Raw genomic sequence first — 20,326 nt, forward strand, 5'->3', positions numbered from 1 at the left:
CTAAGGGCGGTCGGTGTCGGCCAGCGCCGCGGTGAGGACGTGGCCGATCCGTGCCAGCGCGGATTCGGAGGTCATCCGCCAGTGCGAGGCGTGCACCGCGTGGTTGTGCACGGTGCCGTCCACGGCGTCCGCCCAGCTCGCGGCGCCCGCGGCACCGGTCGGATCGTCCAGCGCGGCGGTGAAGTACACGAGGTTGCCCTTGTAGGGGCGGGGGCGGTAGCGCCGGATCAACTCCAGTGACCCGGCGCCCGCGCCGAGCACACGGTCGAGGCGGTCGGCGCCGAACGAGGCGAACGGCTCGGGCAGGTCCGCGAGCAGGCGCGCGAGCCGAGGCGGGTCGAGTTCGGCGTCCTCGTCGTCGGCCGCTTCGCCGAGCAACCCGCCGAGCAGATCGGCGACCGGCAGCGCGATGACCGCGTGCGCGGCGACCCGCAGCGAGCTGTCCATCATGGCCAGTACCGCGACCCGCTGGCCCTGCTCCTGGAGCCGCACCGCGACCGCGTGCGCGAGTACGCCGCCGAGCGACCAGCCGAGCAGGTGATACGGGCCCTCGGGCTGCACGGCGCGGATCTCGCGCACGTAGCGGCTCGCCCAGTCGTCGATGGACTCCGGCATGGCCTCCGAGTTGAGCACCGGCGACTGGATGCCGTACACGTCGCGCTCCGGGTCCAAGTGCGCCGCGAGGCCCGCGAACGACCACGCGACGCCGCCGGCCGGGTGGAGGCAGAACAGCGGCTCCCGCGCGCCGCCGGTGCGCAGCGGAAGCACGACGTCGAACGCGGCGGTCGCGTCCACCCGGCCGCGACCGGACCGGTGCTGCTCCAGCTGGGCGATCAGGCGGGCCGGTGTCGGCGCGGCGAACAGCCACAACACGGGAATCTGTTCGCCGAGCGCCGCGCTCAGCCGGACGGCCAGGCGGGTGGCCAGCAGCGAGTTGCCGCCGCGCTCGAAGAAATTGTCGTCCAGGCCGACCCGCTCGACGGCGAGTATCTCGGCGAAATCCGCGCACACGGCATGCTCCAAGTCGGTGCCGGGGGCGCGGAATTCCCGGGCCTGTGTCTCGGGTCGGGGCAAGGCGGAGCGGTCGACCTTGCCGTTCGCGGTGAGCGGCAACGTCGCCAACTGCCGCAGCACGGCGGGCACCATGTAGCTCGGCAGGATCTCGGCCAGCGCGGCGCGCAACGCGGCCGGGTCGAGCCGCTCTGCTGCGGTGAAATAGCCCGCCAGCACGGCGTTCGCGCCGTCGGTGTCGTAGGCGACGACAATCGCCTCGCCGATCTCGGGCCGCGAGCGCAGGGCATGCTCGATCTCCGCGAGTTCGATGCGGTAGCCGCGGATCTTCACCTGGAAGTCGCGCCGCTCGACGTACTCGAGGTGGCCCCCCGCGGACCAGCGCACCATGTCGCCGGTGCGGTACAGGCGAGTGCCCGCGGGTCCGAACGGGTCGGCCACGAACCGCTCCGCGGTGAGCTCGGCGCTGCCGTGATAGCCGCGGGCCAATTGCGCGCCACCGAGATACAGCTCGCCGGTCACCCCGGCGGGCACCGGGTGCAGACGGTCGTCGAGCACGTAGACCCGGTTGCCGGATTCGGGTGTGCCGATGGGCACCAGCGCTTGCCGGTCGCCCGCGGCGGTGCGGAAGCGGGTCACCGACACCGCGGCTTCGGTGGGTCCGTAGAGGTTGTCGATCCTGGCCGCGGTGAGCGCCTGGACCCGCCGCACCGTCGCGGCGGGCAACGCCTCGCCGATGACCAGCAGTCGGCGCAGCGAACGCGGCAGGCGGCGCTCGCCGGACGCTTCGGCCAGCATCGCCAGCAGCGACGGCACCAGCGTCAGCGTCGTCACCGAGGCACGGCGCACCAGGTCGAGCAGCCCCGACGGATCGCGCTGCGCGCCCCGAGGTGCGAGCACGAGCCGCGCCCCGGCCCGCGGCGCCCACCAGTACTCCCACACCGACAGGTCGAACGCGGCCGAGGTCAGCACCAGCGCCGCGTCGTCTTGGCCGAGCGCGTATTCCGACTGCATCCAATCCAGCTGGTGCGCGACGGCGGCGTGCGGCATCGCCACGCCCTTCGGCGCGCCGGTGGAACCGGAGGTGAAGATGACATACGCGGTGTTCGTTGGCGACAGCGCGGCGATCCGTTCGTCGTCGCGCACCGGACCGTCGGCCACCGTGTCGGCGACGGTCGAGATATCCAGCACCACGCTGTGTTCCGACGCCGTCGCGGGCAGCATCGGCTCCCGCGCCGAAGTGAGCACCAGCCGCGGCGCTGCGGCGGCCAATACGCTCGCGGTGCGTTCCAGCGGATGCGCCGGGTCGAGCGGCACGTAGGCGCCACCGGCCGTCACCACCGCGTACATCGCGACGAGCAGGTCGACGCTGCGCGGAATAGCCAGCGCCACCAGCTTTTCCGGGCCGATGCCGCGCGCGATGAGCACCCGGGCCAGGCGATTGACCCGCGCGCCGAACTCCTGGTACGTGACCGTCGTGGCGTCGTCGACGATCGCGATGGCCTGCGGCGTCCTGGCCACCCTCGCCTCGAACGCGGCGGCCAGCGTGGCAGGCGTGCGGGCGCGCCCGGACTGGTTCCAGGTGACCAGCACGCGCTCGGTCTCCGCCGGGTCCAGCAGCGCGAGATCCCCGACCGGCAGTCGCGGGTCCGCGCACACCGCGCCCAGCAGCCGTTGCAGGCGAGTGGCGAAACCGGCCACCGTCGACTCGTCGAACAGGGCGGTGGCGTAGGTGATCGAAGCCGCCATGCCAGCCGGGGTTCCGTCGGAGCCGTAGCGATCGGTGACGATCAAATGCAGGTCGAACTGGGCGACTTCGGATTCGAAATCGGCGGCGGTGACGGTCAATCCGTCCAGCGAGAAATCGGCCTCCGCCTGGTTGTGGAAGGAGAAGCCGACCTGGAACAGCGGGTGACGAGCGGTGGAGCGCTCCGGGTTGAGCACCTCGACCAGACGCTCGAACGGCACGTCGGCGTGCGCGAAGGCCGCGACGTCGGCGGCGCGCACGCGCGCGAGCAGGTCGGTGAAGCCCTCGCCCGCGTCCACCCTGGCGCGCAGCACCAGCGTGTTGACGAACATGCCGACAACGTCGTCGAGTTCGGCGGCGCCGCGCCCGGCCACCGGGGTGCCCACCGCGATGTCCGAGGTGCCCGACAGGCGGGCGAGCAGCACCGTGAACGCCGTGTGCAACACCATGAACAGCGTGGCGCCGCAGGACCGGCCGAGATCGGCCAGCCGCGTGTGCACATCCGGGGTGATCGCGAAATCGACGTGCCTGCCGCGCGTGGAAACGACCGCGGGACGCGGGCGATCGGTGGGCAGGCTCAGCTGCGCGGGCAGCTCGGCCAGCGTCTCGGTCCAGAATCGGATCTGCCGCGCCAGCAGCGAGGCGGGATCGTCCTCCGCGCCGAGCAGTTCACGCTGCCACACGCTGAAATCGGTGTACTGCACGGGAAGCGGTGCCCGGTCCGGTGCGACGCCGCGTTTGCGTGCTGCGTAAGCGGACATGACGTCGCGCGCCAGCGGCGCCAGCGACGAGCCGTCCGCGGCGATGTGGTGCACCACCACCACGAGCACGTGTTCGGTCCCCGCCGCGTCGCCGTCGACCGGCGCGAACAACCGGGCGCGGACCGGGACGGTCTCGGCGACGTCGAAGCCGCCGCCGACGAAATCGGCCACCGCCGCGGCCAGGTCGTCGGCCGGGACGGCGATGGGCGCGAGCACCGGGGTGGTGTCCGCGACGGGCAATACGACCTGCACCGGTCCGGACGCATGCAGCGGGTAGACGGTGCGCAGCACGTCGTGGCGAGCCACCACGTCCCCGATCGCGGCGTTCAACGCCGCCACGTCCAGCTCGCCGGTCAGGCGCACCGCCAGCGGGATGTTGTAGGCGGTGGACTGCCGATCGAGGCGGTTGAGGAACCACATGCGCTGCTGCGCGAGCGAGAGCGGCACGGGACCGGTCACCGCGCGCCGGGTGAGCGCGGGACGCGCGGACCCACCTGAGGCGTCGTCCAGCGCGCGGGCCAGCGCGGCGACGGTCGAGTGCTCGAACACCGCGCGGACGCCGACGGCGACCGAGAGCCGGTCACCGAGCCGCGCGGCCAGCTGGGTCGCGGTCAGCGAATTGCCGCCTCGGGCGAAGAAATCGTCGTCCAGGCCCACGCCGCCGTCGAGTCCGAGCACCTCCGCGACCGTGTGCGCCACCGCCCGCTCGGTCTCGGTACGCGGCGCACGGAACGGAGCAGCGCGAAACTCGGGCTGCGGCAATGCTCTACGGTCCAGCTTGCCGACCGGGGTCAGGGGCAGCTCGTCGAGCGACAGCACGCGGCTCGGCACCATGTACGCGGCGAGCGAGCGCGCGGCATGAGCCAGCAGGTCGGCGGCGTCGATCGTGTGGCCCGCGGCCGCGACCACATAGGCGACCAGCGATACCGCACCCGAGGCATCGGTGTGGCCGACGGTGACGGCCGTGCGCACCGTCTCGTGCGCCGCGAGCACGGCGTCGATCTCACCGAGTTCGATGCGCAGGCCGCGCACCTTCACCTGGTGGTCGGAACGCCCGACATAGCGCAGTGCGCCGGATCCGGTCCAGCGCACCAGATCACCGGTCCGGTACAGCCGTCCGCCCGCGGGACCGTAAGGGTCGGCGACGAACCGTGCGGCCGAAAGCCCTGGTCGCGCATGGTATCCCCGGGCCAGGCCTGGACCGCGCAGGTACAGCTCGCCGGTGACGCCGACCGGCACGGGCCGCAGCCTGCCGTCCAGCACCACCGCTGACATGCCGTGGATCGGCGTGCCCAGGTCGAGCGGGTCGCCGGGCCGCAGCGCGGCGCTGATCGTCGCGATGACGGTGGTCTCGGTCGGGCCGTAGGTGTTGTGGAACGACCGGCCGGGGGCCCAGCGGCGCACCGTGTCCGGGCCGTAGGACTCGCCGCCGACGGTGAGTTGCCGTAAGCAGTCCAGCTCGGCCGGGTCGAGCGTGGGCAGGACGGCCGGGGTGAGGAACGCGTGCGTCACCCGCCGGTCACGGATGAGCGCGGTGAGTTCCGCGCCGCCGTAGACGCCAGGGGGCGCGATCACCAACGCCGCACCCGCGGACAGAGCCAGCAGCAGTTCCAGCATGGACGCGTCGAAGCTGGGCGAGGCCACGTGCAGCACGCGCGCGTCCGCGGTGACCAGGTACCGGTCCCGCTGGGCGAGGGCCACTCCGGCGAGGCCACCGTGCGTGGCGACCACGCCCTTGGGCGTCCCGGTCGAGCCGGAGGTGTAGATCATCCAGGCCGGGTTCGCGCACCGCACGGGACGGACGAGTTCGGCGGGGTCGATCGGCGCCGTGCTGTTGCGGCGCATCCGCGCGGCCGTGGACGGGGCGTCCAGCACCAGCCAGTCGACGGCACCGGGCAGCGCCGCGCGGCAGGTGGCGATCGTCAGGCCCAGCGCCGCACCGGAATCGGTCAGCATGTGCGCGATCCGCTCGGCCGGATAGGTCGGGTCGACCGGAACGAACGCGGCGCCGGTCTTGGCCACCGCCCACACCGCGAGCACGGAGGTGATCGAGCGCGGCGCCGCGACGGCCACCACGTCCTCCGCGCCGAGACCGTGGCCGATGAGCATGCGCGCCAGCCGCGACGACTGCTCGTCCAGCATCCGGTAGGTCAGCTGCCGTTCGCCGCCGACCAGCGCGACCGCGCCGGGGTCGAACGCGACGGCGGCGGCCATCAGTTCGGCAAGCGTGCGCGGCGGCACCGGCGCGTCGCCCCGGCGGCCGAGCAGGCCGGCGCGTTCGGCGGGGGCGAGTAGATCGGCGGCGGCGATCGGCGCGTCCGGTCGCGAGGTGAGCGTGCCGAGCAGCCTGCCGAAGCGGCGCAGCAGAGCGCGCGCGGTGGCGGCGTCGAAGAGGTCTGTGGCGTAGTCCAGTTCGACCGCGAGGTGGCCGTCGGCGTCGGGCTCGGCGGCGACGGTGAATTGCAGGTCGAAACGCGCCACCTGTTCGTCGAACGCGACGGCGGTGAGTTCGAGACCGGGCACGGTGAAGGCGTCGGCGGCGGTGTTCGGGTAGCTCAGCGCCACGGTGAACAGCGGATGCCGATCCTGGGACCGCTCGACGCCGAGTTCGTCGACCACCCGATCGAACGGCACGCTCGCGTGCTCGAACGCCGTGAGATCGACGGCCCTGACCCGGGCGAGCAGGTCGGTGAAGGACTCGTCGGCGTGCACTTCGGCGCGTAGCACCACGGTGTTGACGAACATGCCGACCAGGTCGTCCAGGGCCGCCGCGCCGCGTCCGGCCAGCGGGGTGCCGATCGGGACGTCGCCGGAACCCGACAACCGGGACAGCAGCACGGCGAGAGCGGCGTGCACCACCATGAACGGCGTCGCGTCGTGGCGCAGCGCCAGTTCACGGACCCGCGCCGCGATCCCGTCGCCGATCCTGGCCCGCACGCTGGCGCCGCGCTTGCTCGCGACGGCGGGACGCGAACGGTCGGCGGGCAGCTCCAGCTCGCCCGGCAGATCGCGCAGCGTCTCCGCCCAATACGAGAGTTGGTGCGCGGCAGTGGTTTCCAGCTGAGCGTCCTGCCACAGGGCGTAGTCGGCGTACTGGGCGGCGAGCGCGGGCCAGACCGGTTCGGCGCCGAGTACGCGGGAGAGATAGGCCGTCAGCAGATCGCGCAGCAACGGGCTCATCGAATAACCGTCGGCCGCGATGTGGTGCACCACCGCGACCAGCACGTGGCTGGTGGCGTGCTCCCGCAGCAGCACCGCGCGCACCGGAACGGCGGCGGTGACGTCGAAACCGGCGTCGAGGAACTCGGCGATCCGGTCGTCGGCGGCGCGACCGTCCAGCGCTTCGACCGTCAAGCGCACCGAAGCGCCGTCCGCGGGCAGGATCACCTGATGACCCGCGCCGGTCGCGTCGGCCGGATACACCGTGCGCAAGGTCTCGTGCCTGGCCACGACGTCGGCGAACGCGGCGATCATGGCGTCGGTGTTCAGCTCTCCCTCTATGCGCAGCGCGACCGGGATGTTGTGCGCGGCGGACGCCGGATCGAGCCGGTTGAGGAACCACATGCCACGCTGGACCGGCGCGAGCGGAATCCGTTCCGGTCGCGGTCCGGCGACCAAGGGCACCACCTGTTCGGTCGCGGCGGCCTCCGCGGTGAGCAGCGCGGCCAGCGCGCCTACCGTCGGCGCTTCGAACAGCAGCCGCACCGGGACGCGGCGACCGAGCCGGTCGGCCAGCCGGGCCGCGACGCGGGTGGCGCTGAGCGAGTTGCCGCCGAGGGCGAAGAAGTGGTCGTCGACGCCGATCGGCCCATCGCCCAGCACCGTTTCGAAGGCCTCGACCACTACGCGCTCGGCCAGGGTGACGGGGGCGAGATAGGCGGCGCGGTCGAAAACCGGATCCGGCAGCGCTTTCCGGTCCAGTTTGCCGGAGGCGTTGAGCGGGAAGGCGTCGAGCGTGACCAGAGCCGAGGGGAGCATGTACGACGGCAGCGTGCGCGCGGCGGCGCGCAGCACCTCGGCATCCGCAGGCACCGCGCCCGGCTCGGTGGTGACGTAACCGACCAGGTGATCGTCGCCGGTGACGGTGGTGACCACCCGGGCCGCCGCCTGCGCCACCCCGGGGGCGGCCGCGAGCGCGGCCTCGATCTCGCCGAGCTCGACGCGCTGGCCGCGGAACTTCACCTGGAAGTCGGTGCGGCCCAGGTACACCAATTCGGCGGTGTTCCCTCGGGTCTCCCAGCGCACCAGGTCGCCGGTGCGGTACATCCGCAGCCCCGGCGCGCCGAACGGATCGGCCACGAACCGGTCCGCGGTGAGATCCGGCCTGCCGTGATAGCCGCGCGCGAGCTGGACGCCCGCGAGATACAGTTCGCCCGCGACGCCGGGCAGCGTCGGGCGCAGCCGCGAATCCAGCACGTAGACGCGGCTGTTCCATTCCGGATTGCCGATCGGCAGCGCGGTGCGGTCACTCTCGCCCGTCACGTCGCGGTGGGTGATGCTCACCGCCGCTTCGGTGGGGCCGTACAGGTTGTGCACCCGTGCGGCGCTCACCGCGCCGAATGCCCGCACGGTCTCGGCGGGCAGCGCCTCGCCGATCACGAACACCGTGCGCAGCGACGCGAGTGCGGCGCCGCGCCCTGCGGCGGCGACGTGCCCGGCGAAGACGCTCAGCATCGACGGCACGAAATCGGTGACGGTGACTTGCCTTTCGGCGATCACGCCGGTGAGATAGGCCGGGTCGCGATGGCCGTCCGCAGCCGCCAGCACGAGGGTGGCGCCGACCCGCAGCGGCAGGAAGTAGCCCCACAGCGACACGTCGAACGTGGTCGCCGTCTTCTGCAGGTAGACGTCCTCGGCGGTGAGACCGTACCGCGACTGCATCCAGGTCATCTGGTTGACGATCGCGGCGTGCGACACGCTGACGCCCTTGGGTTTCCCGGTGGAGCCGCTGGTGAAGATCACGTACGCCGGGCTGCGCGGGTGGATCGGCGCGCGACGTTCGTCGGCCGCGATCGGGTCGTCGGCGTAACCGTCCAGCGCGACGGCGTCGACCAGGACGGTGGCGACGGAATCGCCGAGGTCGATCCGGTCGGCCGCCGTGGTGAGCACGGCCACGGGCGCGGCGGTGTCGAGGATGTGGGCGATGCGCCGCGCGGGGTGGTCCGGGTCGATCGGCACATACGCCCCGCCCGCCTTGAGCACCGCGTACATCGCGACCACCAGCTCCGGTGAGCGCCGGATCGCCAGCGCCACCAGCGCTTCCGGGCCGACGCCCGCCGCGATCAGGTGGCGGGCCAGCCGGTTGGCGCGCCGGTCCAGCTCGCCGTAGGTCACGGTGACGGGAGGCATCGCGCTGTCGGGCACGAACACCAGCGCGGGGTCGTCGGGCGTCGCGGCGGCCTGCGCCTCGAATTCGTCGAGCAGCAGTTCGTCGGCCAGGGCGGTGTGCGTGGAGTCGTTCCACTCGGTGACCACGCGGCGCAGTTCGCCCGCGCCGAACAGGTCGATGTCGCCGACCACCTGTTCCGGGTCGGCGGTCACCGCGGCGAGCAGACGGGTGAAGCGCAAGCCGAACGTCGCCACGGTGTCGGCGTCGAACAGGTCGGTGGCGTAGGTGAAGCGCAGCGCGTCACCCGTGACGGTGAGCTGGAGGTCGAACGGCGTTGCCTCGTAGTCGAAGTCGTGCTCCGCCACGGCGACGCCTGCCATGTCCAGGGTGACCGGCCCGAGGTTCTGGAAGAACAGCGCGATCTGGAACAGCGGGTGCCTGGCCTGCGAACGCGGCGGGTCGAGCAGCTCGACCAGGCGCTCGAACGGTACGTCGGCATGGGCGAAGGCGTCCAGGTCGCGCTCGCGCACCCGGCGCAGCACGGCGGCGAAGGTGTCCGAGCCGGGGACCTGCGCGCGCAGCACCAGGGTATTGACGAACATGCCGACCAACTCGTCCAGCGCCGCGTCACCGCGGCCCGCGACGGGCGCGCCGATCGCGATGTCCTCCGTGCCGGACAGCCTGGCCAGCAGGGTGGCCAGCGCGGCGTGCACGACCATGAACGGTGTGGCCTCGTAGCGCGCGGCCACCTCGGCGATGCCCGCGCCTATCTCCTGCGGGAGAGCGACGGTCGTGCTCGCCGCCATGTGCGAGGCGACGGCGGGGCGCGGCCGGTCGGCGGGCAGGTCGAGCTGGGCGGGCAGAGCCCGCAGCGTCTCGCGCCAGTACGCGAGCTGGCGTGCGGCCACCGAGTCCGGGTCGTCCTCGGCGCCGAGCACCTCGCGCTGCCAGAGCGCGTAGTCGGCGTATTGCAGGTCGAGTTCGGTCCAGACCGGGGCGGTTCGCGTCGCGCGAGCCGCGTAGGCGGCGGCGAGATCGCGGGCCAGCGGGCCCATCGAGAAGCCGTCGGCCGCGATGTGGTGCACCACCAGCGCCAGCAGGTGGTCGCGATCGGACCGGGTCACCAGGCCGACGCGCAGCGGCACTTCGGCGGTCAGGTCGAACGGGGCGGCGACGAACTCCCGCAGCGCGCCCGTCGCTTCCAGCATTCGGATGACGGGTACCTGATCGGCGTCGAGGATGCGCTGGTACCCGACGCCCTCGTGGTCGGGGTACACGGTGCGCAGCGTTTCGTGCCTGCCGACCACGTCAGCGACGGCGCCGGCGAGGGTGTCCGGGTCCAGGTAGCCGGTGAGGCGGACCACCACCGCGATGTTGTGCACGGTTTCGGCGGGATCGAAGCGGTTGAGGAACCACATCCGCTGCTGCGCGGGCGAGAGCGGGATGCGCTCCGGGCGCGGCCGGGGCGCGAGCGCCGGTTTGGCGCCCGTCCCCGCGAGCCGTTCGGCCCGCGCGGCCAGCGCGGTCACGGTCGGCGCCTCGAACAGCAGGCGCACCGGGATCTCGGCGTCCAGTTCGGCGCCCAGCCGGGCGGCGACCTGGGTCGCGAGCAGCGAGTTTCCGCCGAGGGCGAAGAAATCGTCGTCCGCCCCCACGCGCTCGACGCCGAGCAGAGCCGCGACGATCCCCGCGACGGTCGCCTCGGTCCGAGTGGCCGGAGCTCGGTACCCCACGGTCGCGAACCGCGGCGCGGGCAGCGCGGCGCGGTCCAGCTTGCCGGAGGCGTTGACCGGGAACCGCTCGAGCAGGACGAACGAGGTGGGCACCATATACGCGGGCAGTTCGGCGCTCAGCGCGGCCCGCACGTCCTCGATGTCGATCGGGTGGCGGCGCGAGGCAACCAGGTAGGCGACCAGCTGAGCGCCCAACCGCTCGTCCGAACGGACCAGCACCACCGCCTGGGCAACCGCGTCCAGCGCCGACAGCGCCGACTCGATCTCGCCCGGCTCGATGCGCAGACCGCGCAGCTTCACCTGGAAGTCCGTGCGACCGAGATACTCCAGCTCACCCTTGCCGGTCCAGGAGACGAGGTCGCCGGTGCGGTACATCCGCGCCCCGGCGGGGCCGTACGGGTTGGCCACGAACCGGTCGGCGGTCAACTCCGGGCGCGCCACGTAACCCTGGGCCAGCTGTGCACCGGCGAGGTACAGCTCCCCCGGAACGCCGACCGGGACCGGCCGCATCCGGGCGTCCAGCACCAGCAGGCGGGTGTTGGCCACCGGTCTGCCGATCGGCACGGACACCAGGTCCTGATCGGTCACCTCGTGATAGGTGACGTCGACGGCGGCCTCGGTAGGGCCGTACAGGTTGTGCACCCGCGCTCCGATCACCTCTCGCGCCCGCTGCGCGGCAACCGCGGGCAATGCCTCGCCCGATGCGAAGACGTTGCGCAGCGTAATGCACTTTTCTGTGCGCGGATCCGCCAGGAAAACCGCCAGCATGGCGGGTACGAAGTGCACCGTCGTGACGCGTTGCTCGACGATCAGGCGGGCCAGATAGGCGGGGTCGCGATGCCCATCTGGACGTGCGACCACCAAGCGAGCGCCGAAAGCCAAGGGCCAGAAAAATTCCCAGACCGAGACGTCGAAGGTGGCGGGGGTCTTCTGCAGCACCACATCGTCCGTGACCAGCGGATAGGCCGACTGCATCCAGGTGAGGCGATTCACGATCGCCGCGTGGGTGACGGCCACGCCCTTCGGGCGACCGGTCGATCCTGAGGTGAAGATCACATACGCGGTGTGGCCAGGGGCGGGCGCACCGAGCCGGTCTCCGGCGGTGAGCGGATCGGCGGAGTATCGGGTCAGGTCGAGCCGGTCGACGCGGACCTGCCGCGCCGCGCCCGCGTCCAGGTCGAGGCCCGAGGTGAGCACGCACACCGGCCGGGCGGTCGACAGCACGTACTCCAGCCGCTCGGCCGGATGGTCGGGGTCGAGCGGGACGTACGCGCCGCCCGCGAGGGTGACCGCGTAGATGCCGACCACCAGATCCAGCGACCGTCGCATGCCGAGCGCGACCGGCGCGTCCGGGCCGACGCCCTGAGCGACCAGCCAGCGCGCCAGCCGCCGCGCCCGCGCGGCGAACTCGGCGTAGGACAGGGTGCGCCCATCGACCGTGACCGCAGGCGCGTCCGGGGTCCTCGCGACCTGCGCCTCGAACAACGAGATCAGCGTGGCGGCCGGGTCGACGGGGACGGCGGTGTCGTTCCAGCGGTCGAGCACCAGTGCCCGTTCCGCGTCGTCCAGGATTTCGAGGTCGCCGACCCGCACCGAGGGGTCGGCCACCGCGGCCCGCAGCACGCGCGTGAAGCGCGCCCCGAACGTCTCGACGGTGGCTCGGTCGAACAGGTCGGTGGCATACCGCAGCACGCCGCGCAGCGCGTAACCGGTCGCGACGCGGTGTTCGGTCAGTTCCACCGCCAGGTCGAACTGCGCGACGCGGTTGTCCAGCGGATAGGCCGTCACCGTCAGGCCGGGCAGGCGCAGCACGGTGTCGTCGTGCTGTTCGAAGGTGAGTAGTGTCTGCACCAGCGGCGAATGAGACTGCGAGCGAATCGGGTTCAGCTCCTCGACCAAGCGCTCGAACGGCAGGTCGGCGTGGGCGAAGGCCCGCACGTCGATCTCCCGGACGCCGCCGAGAAAGGCGGCGAACGACGCGTCCGGCGTGATCGGCGTGCGCAGTACGAGGGTGTTGACGAACATGCCGACCATGTCGTCCAGCGCTTGTTCGCCCCGTCCCGCGACGGGGGTGCCGATGGCGACGTCGCCGACTCCGGCGAGTCGGGCGAGCAGCGCGGCGTAGGCGGCGTGCAACACCATGAACATCGAGACGCCGTGCCGCCGGGCGAGTTCCGCGATCGACCCGGTGAGGTCGGCGGGAATCGCGAAGTCGACGGTGGCGCCGCGCCCCGAGGCCACCGCCGGGCGAGGACGGTCGGCGGGCAGTTCCAGCACCGGGGCGAGTCCGTCGAGTTCCGAGCGCCAGTAGGCGATCTGGTTCGACAGCGGCGAGTCCGGATCATCCGCGGAGCCGAGGGCCTCGCGCTGCCAGAGGGTGAAGTCCGCGTACTGCACGGGCAGCGGCGGCCACGACGGCCGCTCCCCCGCGACGCGCGCGGTATAGGCCGTCATGAGGTCGCGGGCCAGCGGTGCGGTGGAGACGCCGTCGGCGGCGATGTGATGGACCACCACGGCCAGCACATGTTCTTCGGGCGCGACGCGGAACAGGCTCGCCCGCATCGGGATACGACTGCGCAGGTCGAAGCTCTCGCCGATCGACGCGAGCACCGCGTCCCGCAGGTTCGGCTCGGTCACCTCGATCGGATGCAGTGGCAGTTCGGGCACATCCGCGCCGGTGCGGACGACTTGGGCGGGGCCGTCCGCGTCGGCGGGGAAGACGGTGCGCAGCGATTCGTGCCGATCGATCACGTCGCGCACGGCCGCGCGCAATGCCGCGAGGTCCAACGCGCCGGTGAGCCGGATGGTGATCGGGATGTGATAGACCGCCGAATCCGGATCGAGCCGGTGCAGCAGCCACATCCGGGTCTGTGCCAGGGACAACGGGATCCGCTCCGGCCGTTCGCGGCGAACGAGCGCGGGCCGGGTGACGTCCGGCCGTTCCGATCCCGCCACTCGCAGGGCGAGTCCGGCCACGGTCGGCGCTTCGAAGACCTCGCGCACCGTCAGCGCGCACCCGAAGGCCGCGTTGACCCGGGCGACCAGCCGCATGGCCAGCAGCGAGTTGCCGCCGCGGGCGAAGAAGTCGTCGTCCGCGCCGATCCGCTCCGCGCCGGTCAGGTCGGCGACCAGGGTGGCGAGCACCGCCTCGGTCCCCTCCCGCGGTGCGCGGAAGTCTCCCGTGGCGCCGGTGAGCTCGACAGCGGGCAGCGCCGACCGATCGAGCTTGCCCACAGTGGTCAGTGGCATCTGGTCCAGCACGACGATGTGGGCGGGCACCATGTACGCGGGCAGTTGTGCCCGCGCGTCGTCGAGCACAGCATCGGGCGTCGGGTCGGCTCCGGTGACGTAACCGACCAGGCATTCCTGTCCAGAGTTGTCGCGAGCCACGAGCACCGCCGCGTTGGTCACGCCGGTCGCGGCGGCGAGGACGGACTCGATCTCGCCCAGCTCGATCCGCTGGCCGCGCAGCTTGACCTGCGAATCGTTGCGGCCCAGATACACCAGATCGCCGTCGCGGTTCCAGCGCACCAGGTCGCCGGTCCGGTACATCATGCGGCCGGGCACGCCGAACGGATCGGCGACGAACCGCTCGGCGGTCAGTCCGGGGCGGGCGTGATAGCCGCGCGCCAGCTGGTCGCCCGCGAGATACAGCTCGCCCGTGACGCCGATCGGCACCGGGCGCAACCGGTCGTCCAGCACATAGGCCCTGGTGTTCCAGCACGGACGGCCGATGGCGACGTCCCGCCCGGATTCGGCGTCGCTGTCGGTGAATTCGTGGTAGATCGCCGAAATCGCCGCCTCGGTCGGGCCGTAGGCGTTGTGCACCGCGCCGTCGAAGCTGCCGCGCAGCGCGGCGAGCAGGTCCGGGGTGAGCGCCTCGCCTCCGCAGTGCAGATGCCGGAACGACCGCAGCGCGTCGCCCATGCCCTCGCCGATCAGCGCGGCCAGCACCGAGGGCACGTACTCCGCGATGGTGATCCGGTGTTCGCGCAGCAGATCCGCGAAGTAGGCCAGGTCCAGGTGCCCGCCGGGCCGGGCGATCACCAGCGGCGCGCCGACGGCGATCGGCAGGAAGCATTCCCACACCGACACGTCGAAGGTCAGCGGGGCCCGTTGCAGGATGCGGTCGGACGCCGTGACCTGGTAACGGAATTCCAGCCAGCGCAGCTGGTTCATGATCGCGCGGTGGGTCACCGCGACGCCCTTCGGCCGCCCCGTGGAGCCGGAGGTGAACAGCACGTAGGCCGTGTTGTCCTGGCGCAGCGCGGTGATCCGCTCGGCGTCGGCCACCGGTCCGTCGGCGAAGTCATCGAGGTCGAGAGCGTCGAGCTCGAGCACGGGGACGCCGTCGAGCGGGCGCAGCGTCACGTCACCGGCGGTCAGCACCAACCGGGGCTCCGCGCTCGCGACGACCTGCGCCAGGCGTTCGGCCGGGTGCGCCGGATCGATCGGCAGATACGCCGCGCCCGCGCGCACGATCGCGTACATCGCCACGAGCATGTCGATCGAGCGCGCCGCGGCCAGGCCGACGATGTCCTCCGGGCCCACACCTGTCCGGATCAGCTTGCGGGCCAGACGGTTCACGCGAGAGGCGAACTCCGCGTAGGTCACCGCTTCGTTCTCATAACGCACGCCGACACGGTCGGGCGTGGCCGCGACACGGGCGGTGAGCAGGTCGTCCAGCGTCTCGGCGGGCAACGGGTGCGCGGTGGCGTTGCGATCCGACAGCAGCAGGCCGCGTTCGGCCACCGACATCAGCTCGACCGCGCCGACCCTGGTGCGGGCGTCGCGCACCATGGCGCGCAGCACGCGGTCGAAGGCGGCGAGGAACCCTGCGGCAGTCGGTTCGTCGAACAGGTCCAGCGCGTAGTGCAGGTGCACGTCGATGCCGTCGGGCGCGCCGTCAGCGGTGTAGCGGTCGGTCAGCGTCCAGTCCAGGTCGAGCTGGATCGGCGCCGCGCCGATCTCCAGCGCCGCGATGGCCAGCCGGTGCAGCCGGAACTCCGGCGCGGTCTGGTTCTGCAAGGTCAGCGCGACCTGGTACAGCGGAGCGTGCGCCTGTGAGCGAACCGGGTTCACCACCTCGACCAACTGCTCGAACGGCACCGCGGCGTGATCGAAGGCGGCCAGGTCGGCCGCGCGCACGGACGCCAGCAACTCGGCCAGAGTCGCGTCCGGGCGAACCTCGGTGCGCAGCACCAGCGTGTTGACGAACATGCCGACCAACTCGTCCAGCGCTTCCTCGCCGCGCCCGGCGACCGGCGCGCCGATCACGACGTCCTGGCCCGCGCCGTAACGGCTCAACAGCACGGCCAGCGCGGTGTGCAGCACCATGAACGGGGTCGCCCGGTGCGCGGCGGCCAGTTCCTGGATCCGCTCGTGCAGGGCGGCGTCCAGCCGTCCGGTCAGCGCGCCGCCCCGGTTGGTGGCGACCGCGGGGCGGGGCCGGTCGGACGGGAGTGTCAGCACCTCCGGCAGCCCGGCCAGCCGGTCGGTCCAGTAGGACAGCTGGCGTGCCAGCACCGAGGCCGGGTCGTCGGCGGAACCCAGCGCGGTGCGCTGCCAGATCGCGAAGTCGGCGTACTGCACCGGCAACGCTCCCGGCGCGGGAGCCGTGTCCGCGCACCGCGCGACGTAAGCGTTGGCCAAATCCCGGGTGAGCGGCGCGAACGACCAACCGTCCGCGGCGATGTGGTGCACGACGAACAGCAGGACGTGCACCTGGTGGCTGCCTGCCGCGGCGTCGTCCTCCACGCGCAGCAGGCGCACGCGCAGCGGGACCTCGGCGGTCACGTCGAACCCGGCTCGCGCGGCGGCGGCGACGAGTTCGGGCACCTGCGGCGCGGGAACCGGCCGTGCGACCAGCTCGACCAGCTTCGTCCCCGCGGGCAGCACCAGCTGCGTCGCACCGCCGTCCTGCTCGGGATAGATCGTGCGCAAGGTTTCGTGCCGGGCGATCACGTCGGCGATCGCCGCCTCCAGGGCGGGCACGTTCAGCGCTCCGGTGAGGCGCAGCGCGAACGGGATGTTGTACGCGCCGCTGGTGGTGTCGAACCGGTTCAGGAACCACATGCGCTGCTGGGCGATCGACAGCGGGATCGACCGGCCGCGCTCCTGCGGCGTGAGCGGCGGCAGCGCGACGGGCCCGATCTCGGCCGGAGCATCGACCGTGATCCGCCGCGCCAGCGCCCGCACCGTGGGCGCGTCGAAGACAGTGCGCACCGCCACTTCCCCGCCGGTGGCTTTGCCAAGCCGCGCGGCGAGCTGGGTGGCGCTGAGCGAATTGCCGCCCAGGGCGAAGAAATCGTCCTCGGCGCCGACCTCGTCCACCCCGAGCAGAGCCGAGAATGTCCCGGCGACGAGTTCTTCCGCCGCACCGCTCGGCGCCTCGAACACCACGCCGGCGATCACGGGCGCGGGCAGCGCCGATCGGTCCAGCTTCCCGGACGCGTTCACCGGGAACCGGTCCAGCACCACGAACGCCTGCGGCACCATGTAGCCCGGAAGCCGTTGGGCCACCGCGTCACGCACCGCCGCGATCTCGACCGGTCCGTCCGTCACCAAATAGGCGACCAGGCGCTCGCCCACGCCGCGATCGTCCCGGACCAGTACGGCGGCCTGGGTCACGGCGGGCGTCGCGAGCAGCACCGACTCGATCTCGCCGAGTTCGACGCGCAAGCCGCGGATCTTGACCTGGAAGTCGGTGCGGCCGAGGAACTCCAGCTCTCCCGAAGCGTTCCACCGCACCGAGTCGCCGGTGCGGTACATCCGTTCACCGGGCGGCCCGAACGGGTCGGCGACGAACCGGTCGCCGGTGCGGCCGGGGCGGTCCAGATAGCCGCGCGCCAGTTGCACGCCCGCGAGATACAACTCCCCCGGCGCACCCGCAGGCACCGGCCGCAGTCGCGCGTCGAGCACATATGTTCTGGTGTTCCAGATCGGTTCGCCCATCGGCACGGTCTCGAAGTCGGTGTCACGCACCTCGTGGAAGGTCACCTCCACCGCGGCCTCCGTGGGGCCGTAGCCGTTGTGCACCCGCGCGCCGGTGAGTTCGCGCATCCGCTGGGCCACGCCGACGGGTAGCGCCTCGCCGGAGCAGAACACCTCACGCAGCGACGGCACGTCGAACTCGCCCGCCACGAAGACGGCCAGCATGGACGGCACGAAGTGCGCCGCGGTGACGCCCTCGGCGCGGATGAGGCGGGCCAGATACGCCGGGTCGCGATGCCCGTCCGGCCGCGCCAGCACCATGCGCGCGCCGACCTGCAACGGCCAGAAGAACTCCGGCACCGAGACGTCGAAGGTGGCGGGCGTCTTCTGCAACAGCACATCGCCCGGCCCGAGCGCGGCATACGCGGACTGCATCCAGCACAACCGGTTCACGATGCCGCGGTGGCTCATCGCGACACCCTTCGGCTTGCCCGTGGAGCCCGAGGTGAACAGCACGTAGGCGGTGTTCGCCGGGCGCAGCGGAGCGCGCCGGTCGGCGTCGGTGAGCGGGGTGTCCCGGTAACCGGACAGGTCCAGCCGGTCGATCCGCGTCTCGGGCACGCCGCAACTCAGGTCCGCGCCTGCGGTCAGTACGCACACCGGCGCGGCGGTGGCCAGGATGTGGGCGGTGCGTTCGGCGGGGTGGTCGGGATCGAGTGGCACGTATCCGCCGCCCGCGACGGTGACCGCGTACATGCCCACCACCAGGTCGAGGGATCGGCGCATACCGAGCGCAACCAGCGTTTCCGGGCCGACGCCCTGGGTGACGAGCCACCGCGCCAGCCGGTTGACCCGCCCGGCGAATTCCGAATACGTCAGCGTCGCGGAGCGACTCGTTGGGGGGTGGTGGTCGGGTGACGGGTGGGCCAGCGTCGCGGAGCTACCCGCCGAGGGGTGGCCGGGTGACGGGTGGGCCAGCGCCGCAGAGCTACCCGCCGAGGGGTGGCCGGGCAATAGCTGAGGCAGGACAGCGGAGCCACCCGCTGAGAGGTCCTGGTCGGGTGACGGGTGGGCCGGCGCCGCAGAGCCAGCCGCTGAGGAGCTGTGGTCCGGCGACGGGTAGGCCCGCGTCGTCTCCTCGAAGGTGACCGCGGGCGCGTCCGGTGTGCGTTCGACTTGCGCGGCGAACAGGGAGGCGAGCGTGTCGGATTCGGGGAACGGGCGGTCGGTGGCATTCCACACCCGCAACACCCGTGTGCGTTCGGCGTCCGAAAGCAGTTCGATGTCACCGATCCGCGCACCGGCGTCGACCGCGACGGCGGCGAGCATCCGCTGGAAGCGGTCGGCGAACGACTCGACGGTCGCGGCGTCGAACAGATCGGTCGCGTAGCGCAGGGTGCCCGACAGTCCCGCCGAATCCGCGCGCTCCGCCACCACCAAGTGCAGGTCGAATTTCGCTCCGTTGTCGGGGATCTCGACCGGGTGCACCGACAGCCACGGCACCTCCATGGCTTTCCCGCCGAATGCGGGCGTCGCGGTCTCGAAGCTGAACATCACCTGGAACAGCGGATGCGCGCCCGCGGAGCGATCCACCGCCATGACGTCCACTAGGCGCTCGAATGGCAGGTCGGCGTTGGCGAACGCGGCCAGATCGGCCTCGCGCACCTCGCTCAGCAGCGCGGCGAACGAGGCGTCGGCGGCTACTCGGGTGCGCAACGCCAGGGTGTTGACGAACATGCCGACGAGTGCGTCCAGCGCCCGCTCCCCGCGTCCGCCGACGGGCGAGCCGATCACGATGTCGGCGCTGCCGCTCAACCGGGCCAGGGTGGCGGCGAAGGCCGCGTGCAGCGTCATGAACAACGTCGCGCCGCCGCGCCGGGCCAGCGCGCGCAAGCCGGCGACGACCTCGGGCTCGATCACGAAATCGACGCCCGCTCCCTCGTGCGAGGGGATCGCGGGCCGTGGATGATCGACCGGGAGGGGCAGTTGCGCCGGCGCGCCGGTCAGCACGTCGCGCCAGAAGCGCAGCTGCTGGTAGGCGAGATCACCGGGGACGTCCTCGGCGCCGAGCAGGTCCCGATGCCAGAGGCTGTAGTCGGCGTACTGCACCGCCAGCGGCTCCCAGTCCGGCCGCCGCCCGGTCAGGCGCGCGAGGTAGGCCCCGACCAGGTCGGTGACCAGCGGGACCATCGACAAGGCGTCGGCGGCGATGTGGTGCACGACGAACACCAGCACGTATTCGTCGCCGGTGACGCCGCGCGCCTCGTCGACCCGCTCCACCGCGAGCAGCGCGACCCGGCAGGGCAACTCGGCGGTCACGTCGAACCCGGCGCCGACGATGCCTGCCACGGCATCCTCCAGTGCGGAGCGGTCGATCGGCACCGGATGCAGGCTCAGGCCGATGTCGGTGGCGTCGCGAACGGATTGGCAGGGGCCGTCGTCGGTTTCGGGGAAGGTGGTGCGCAGCGTCTCGTGCCGGGCGAGCACGTCGAGTACGGCGCGCTCCAGCGCCGTCACGTCGAGGCGGCCGGTCAGCCGCAGCACGATCGGCAGGTTGTAGACGCTGTCGGCGCCGTCCTGGCTCTCGACGCGGTTGAGGAACCACAGGCGCTGCTGCGCGGGCGAGAGCGGCACCCGCTCGGGCCGTGGACGGCGGACCAGTGGGAGTCGCGGCGCCCCTGCGGCGCCGAGCCGCTCGACGGCGGCGGCGAAGCCCTCCACCGTGGGCGCGTCGAACAGCGCGCGCACCGGAACGCGCACTCCCATCGCCTCACCCGTGCGGGCGCTGACCTGGGTGGCGTCCAGCGAGCTG

1 protein-coding gene (cut by a window edge) is annotated in these 20,326 nt (G+C 72.2%); it reads right to left on the reverse strand.

Annotated features, from left to right (window positions below; genetic code table 11):
- Positions 1–20,326, reverse strand: the 3' portion of a protein-coding gene (locus tag ACWESM_RS05605; protein WP_452491033.1) for a non-ribosomal peptide synthase/polyketide synthase. It continues 5,120 nt past the right edge of the window; only the last 20,326 of its 25,446 coding nucleotides appear in the window; its start codon lies beyond the right edge, outside the window — the gene reads right to left on this strand; it ends in the stop codon at positions 1–3.

The sequence above is a fragment of the Nocardia sp. NPDC003999 genome, from assembly GCF_053604885.1.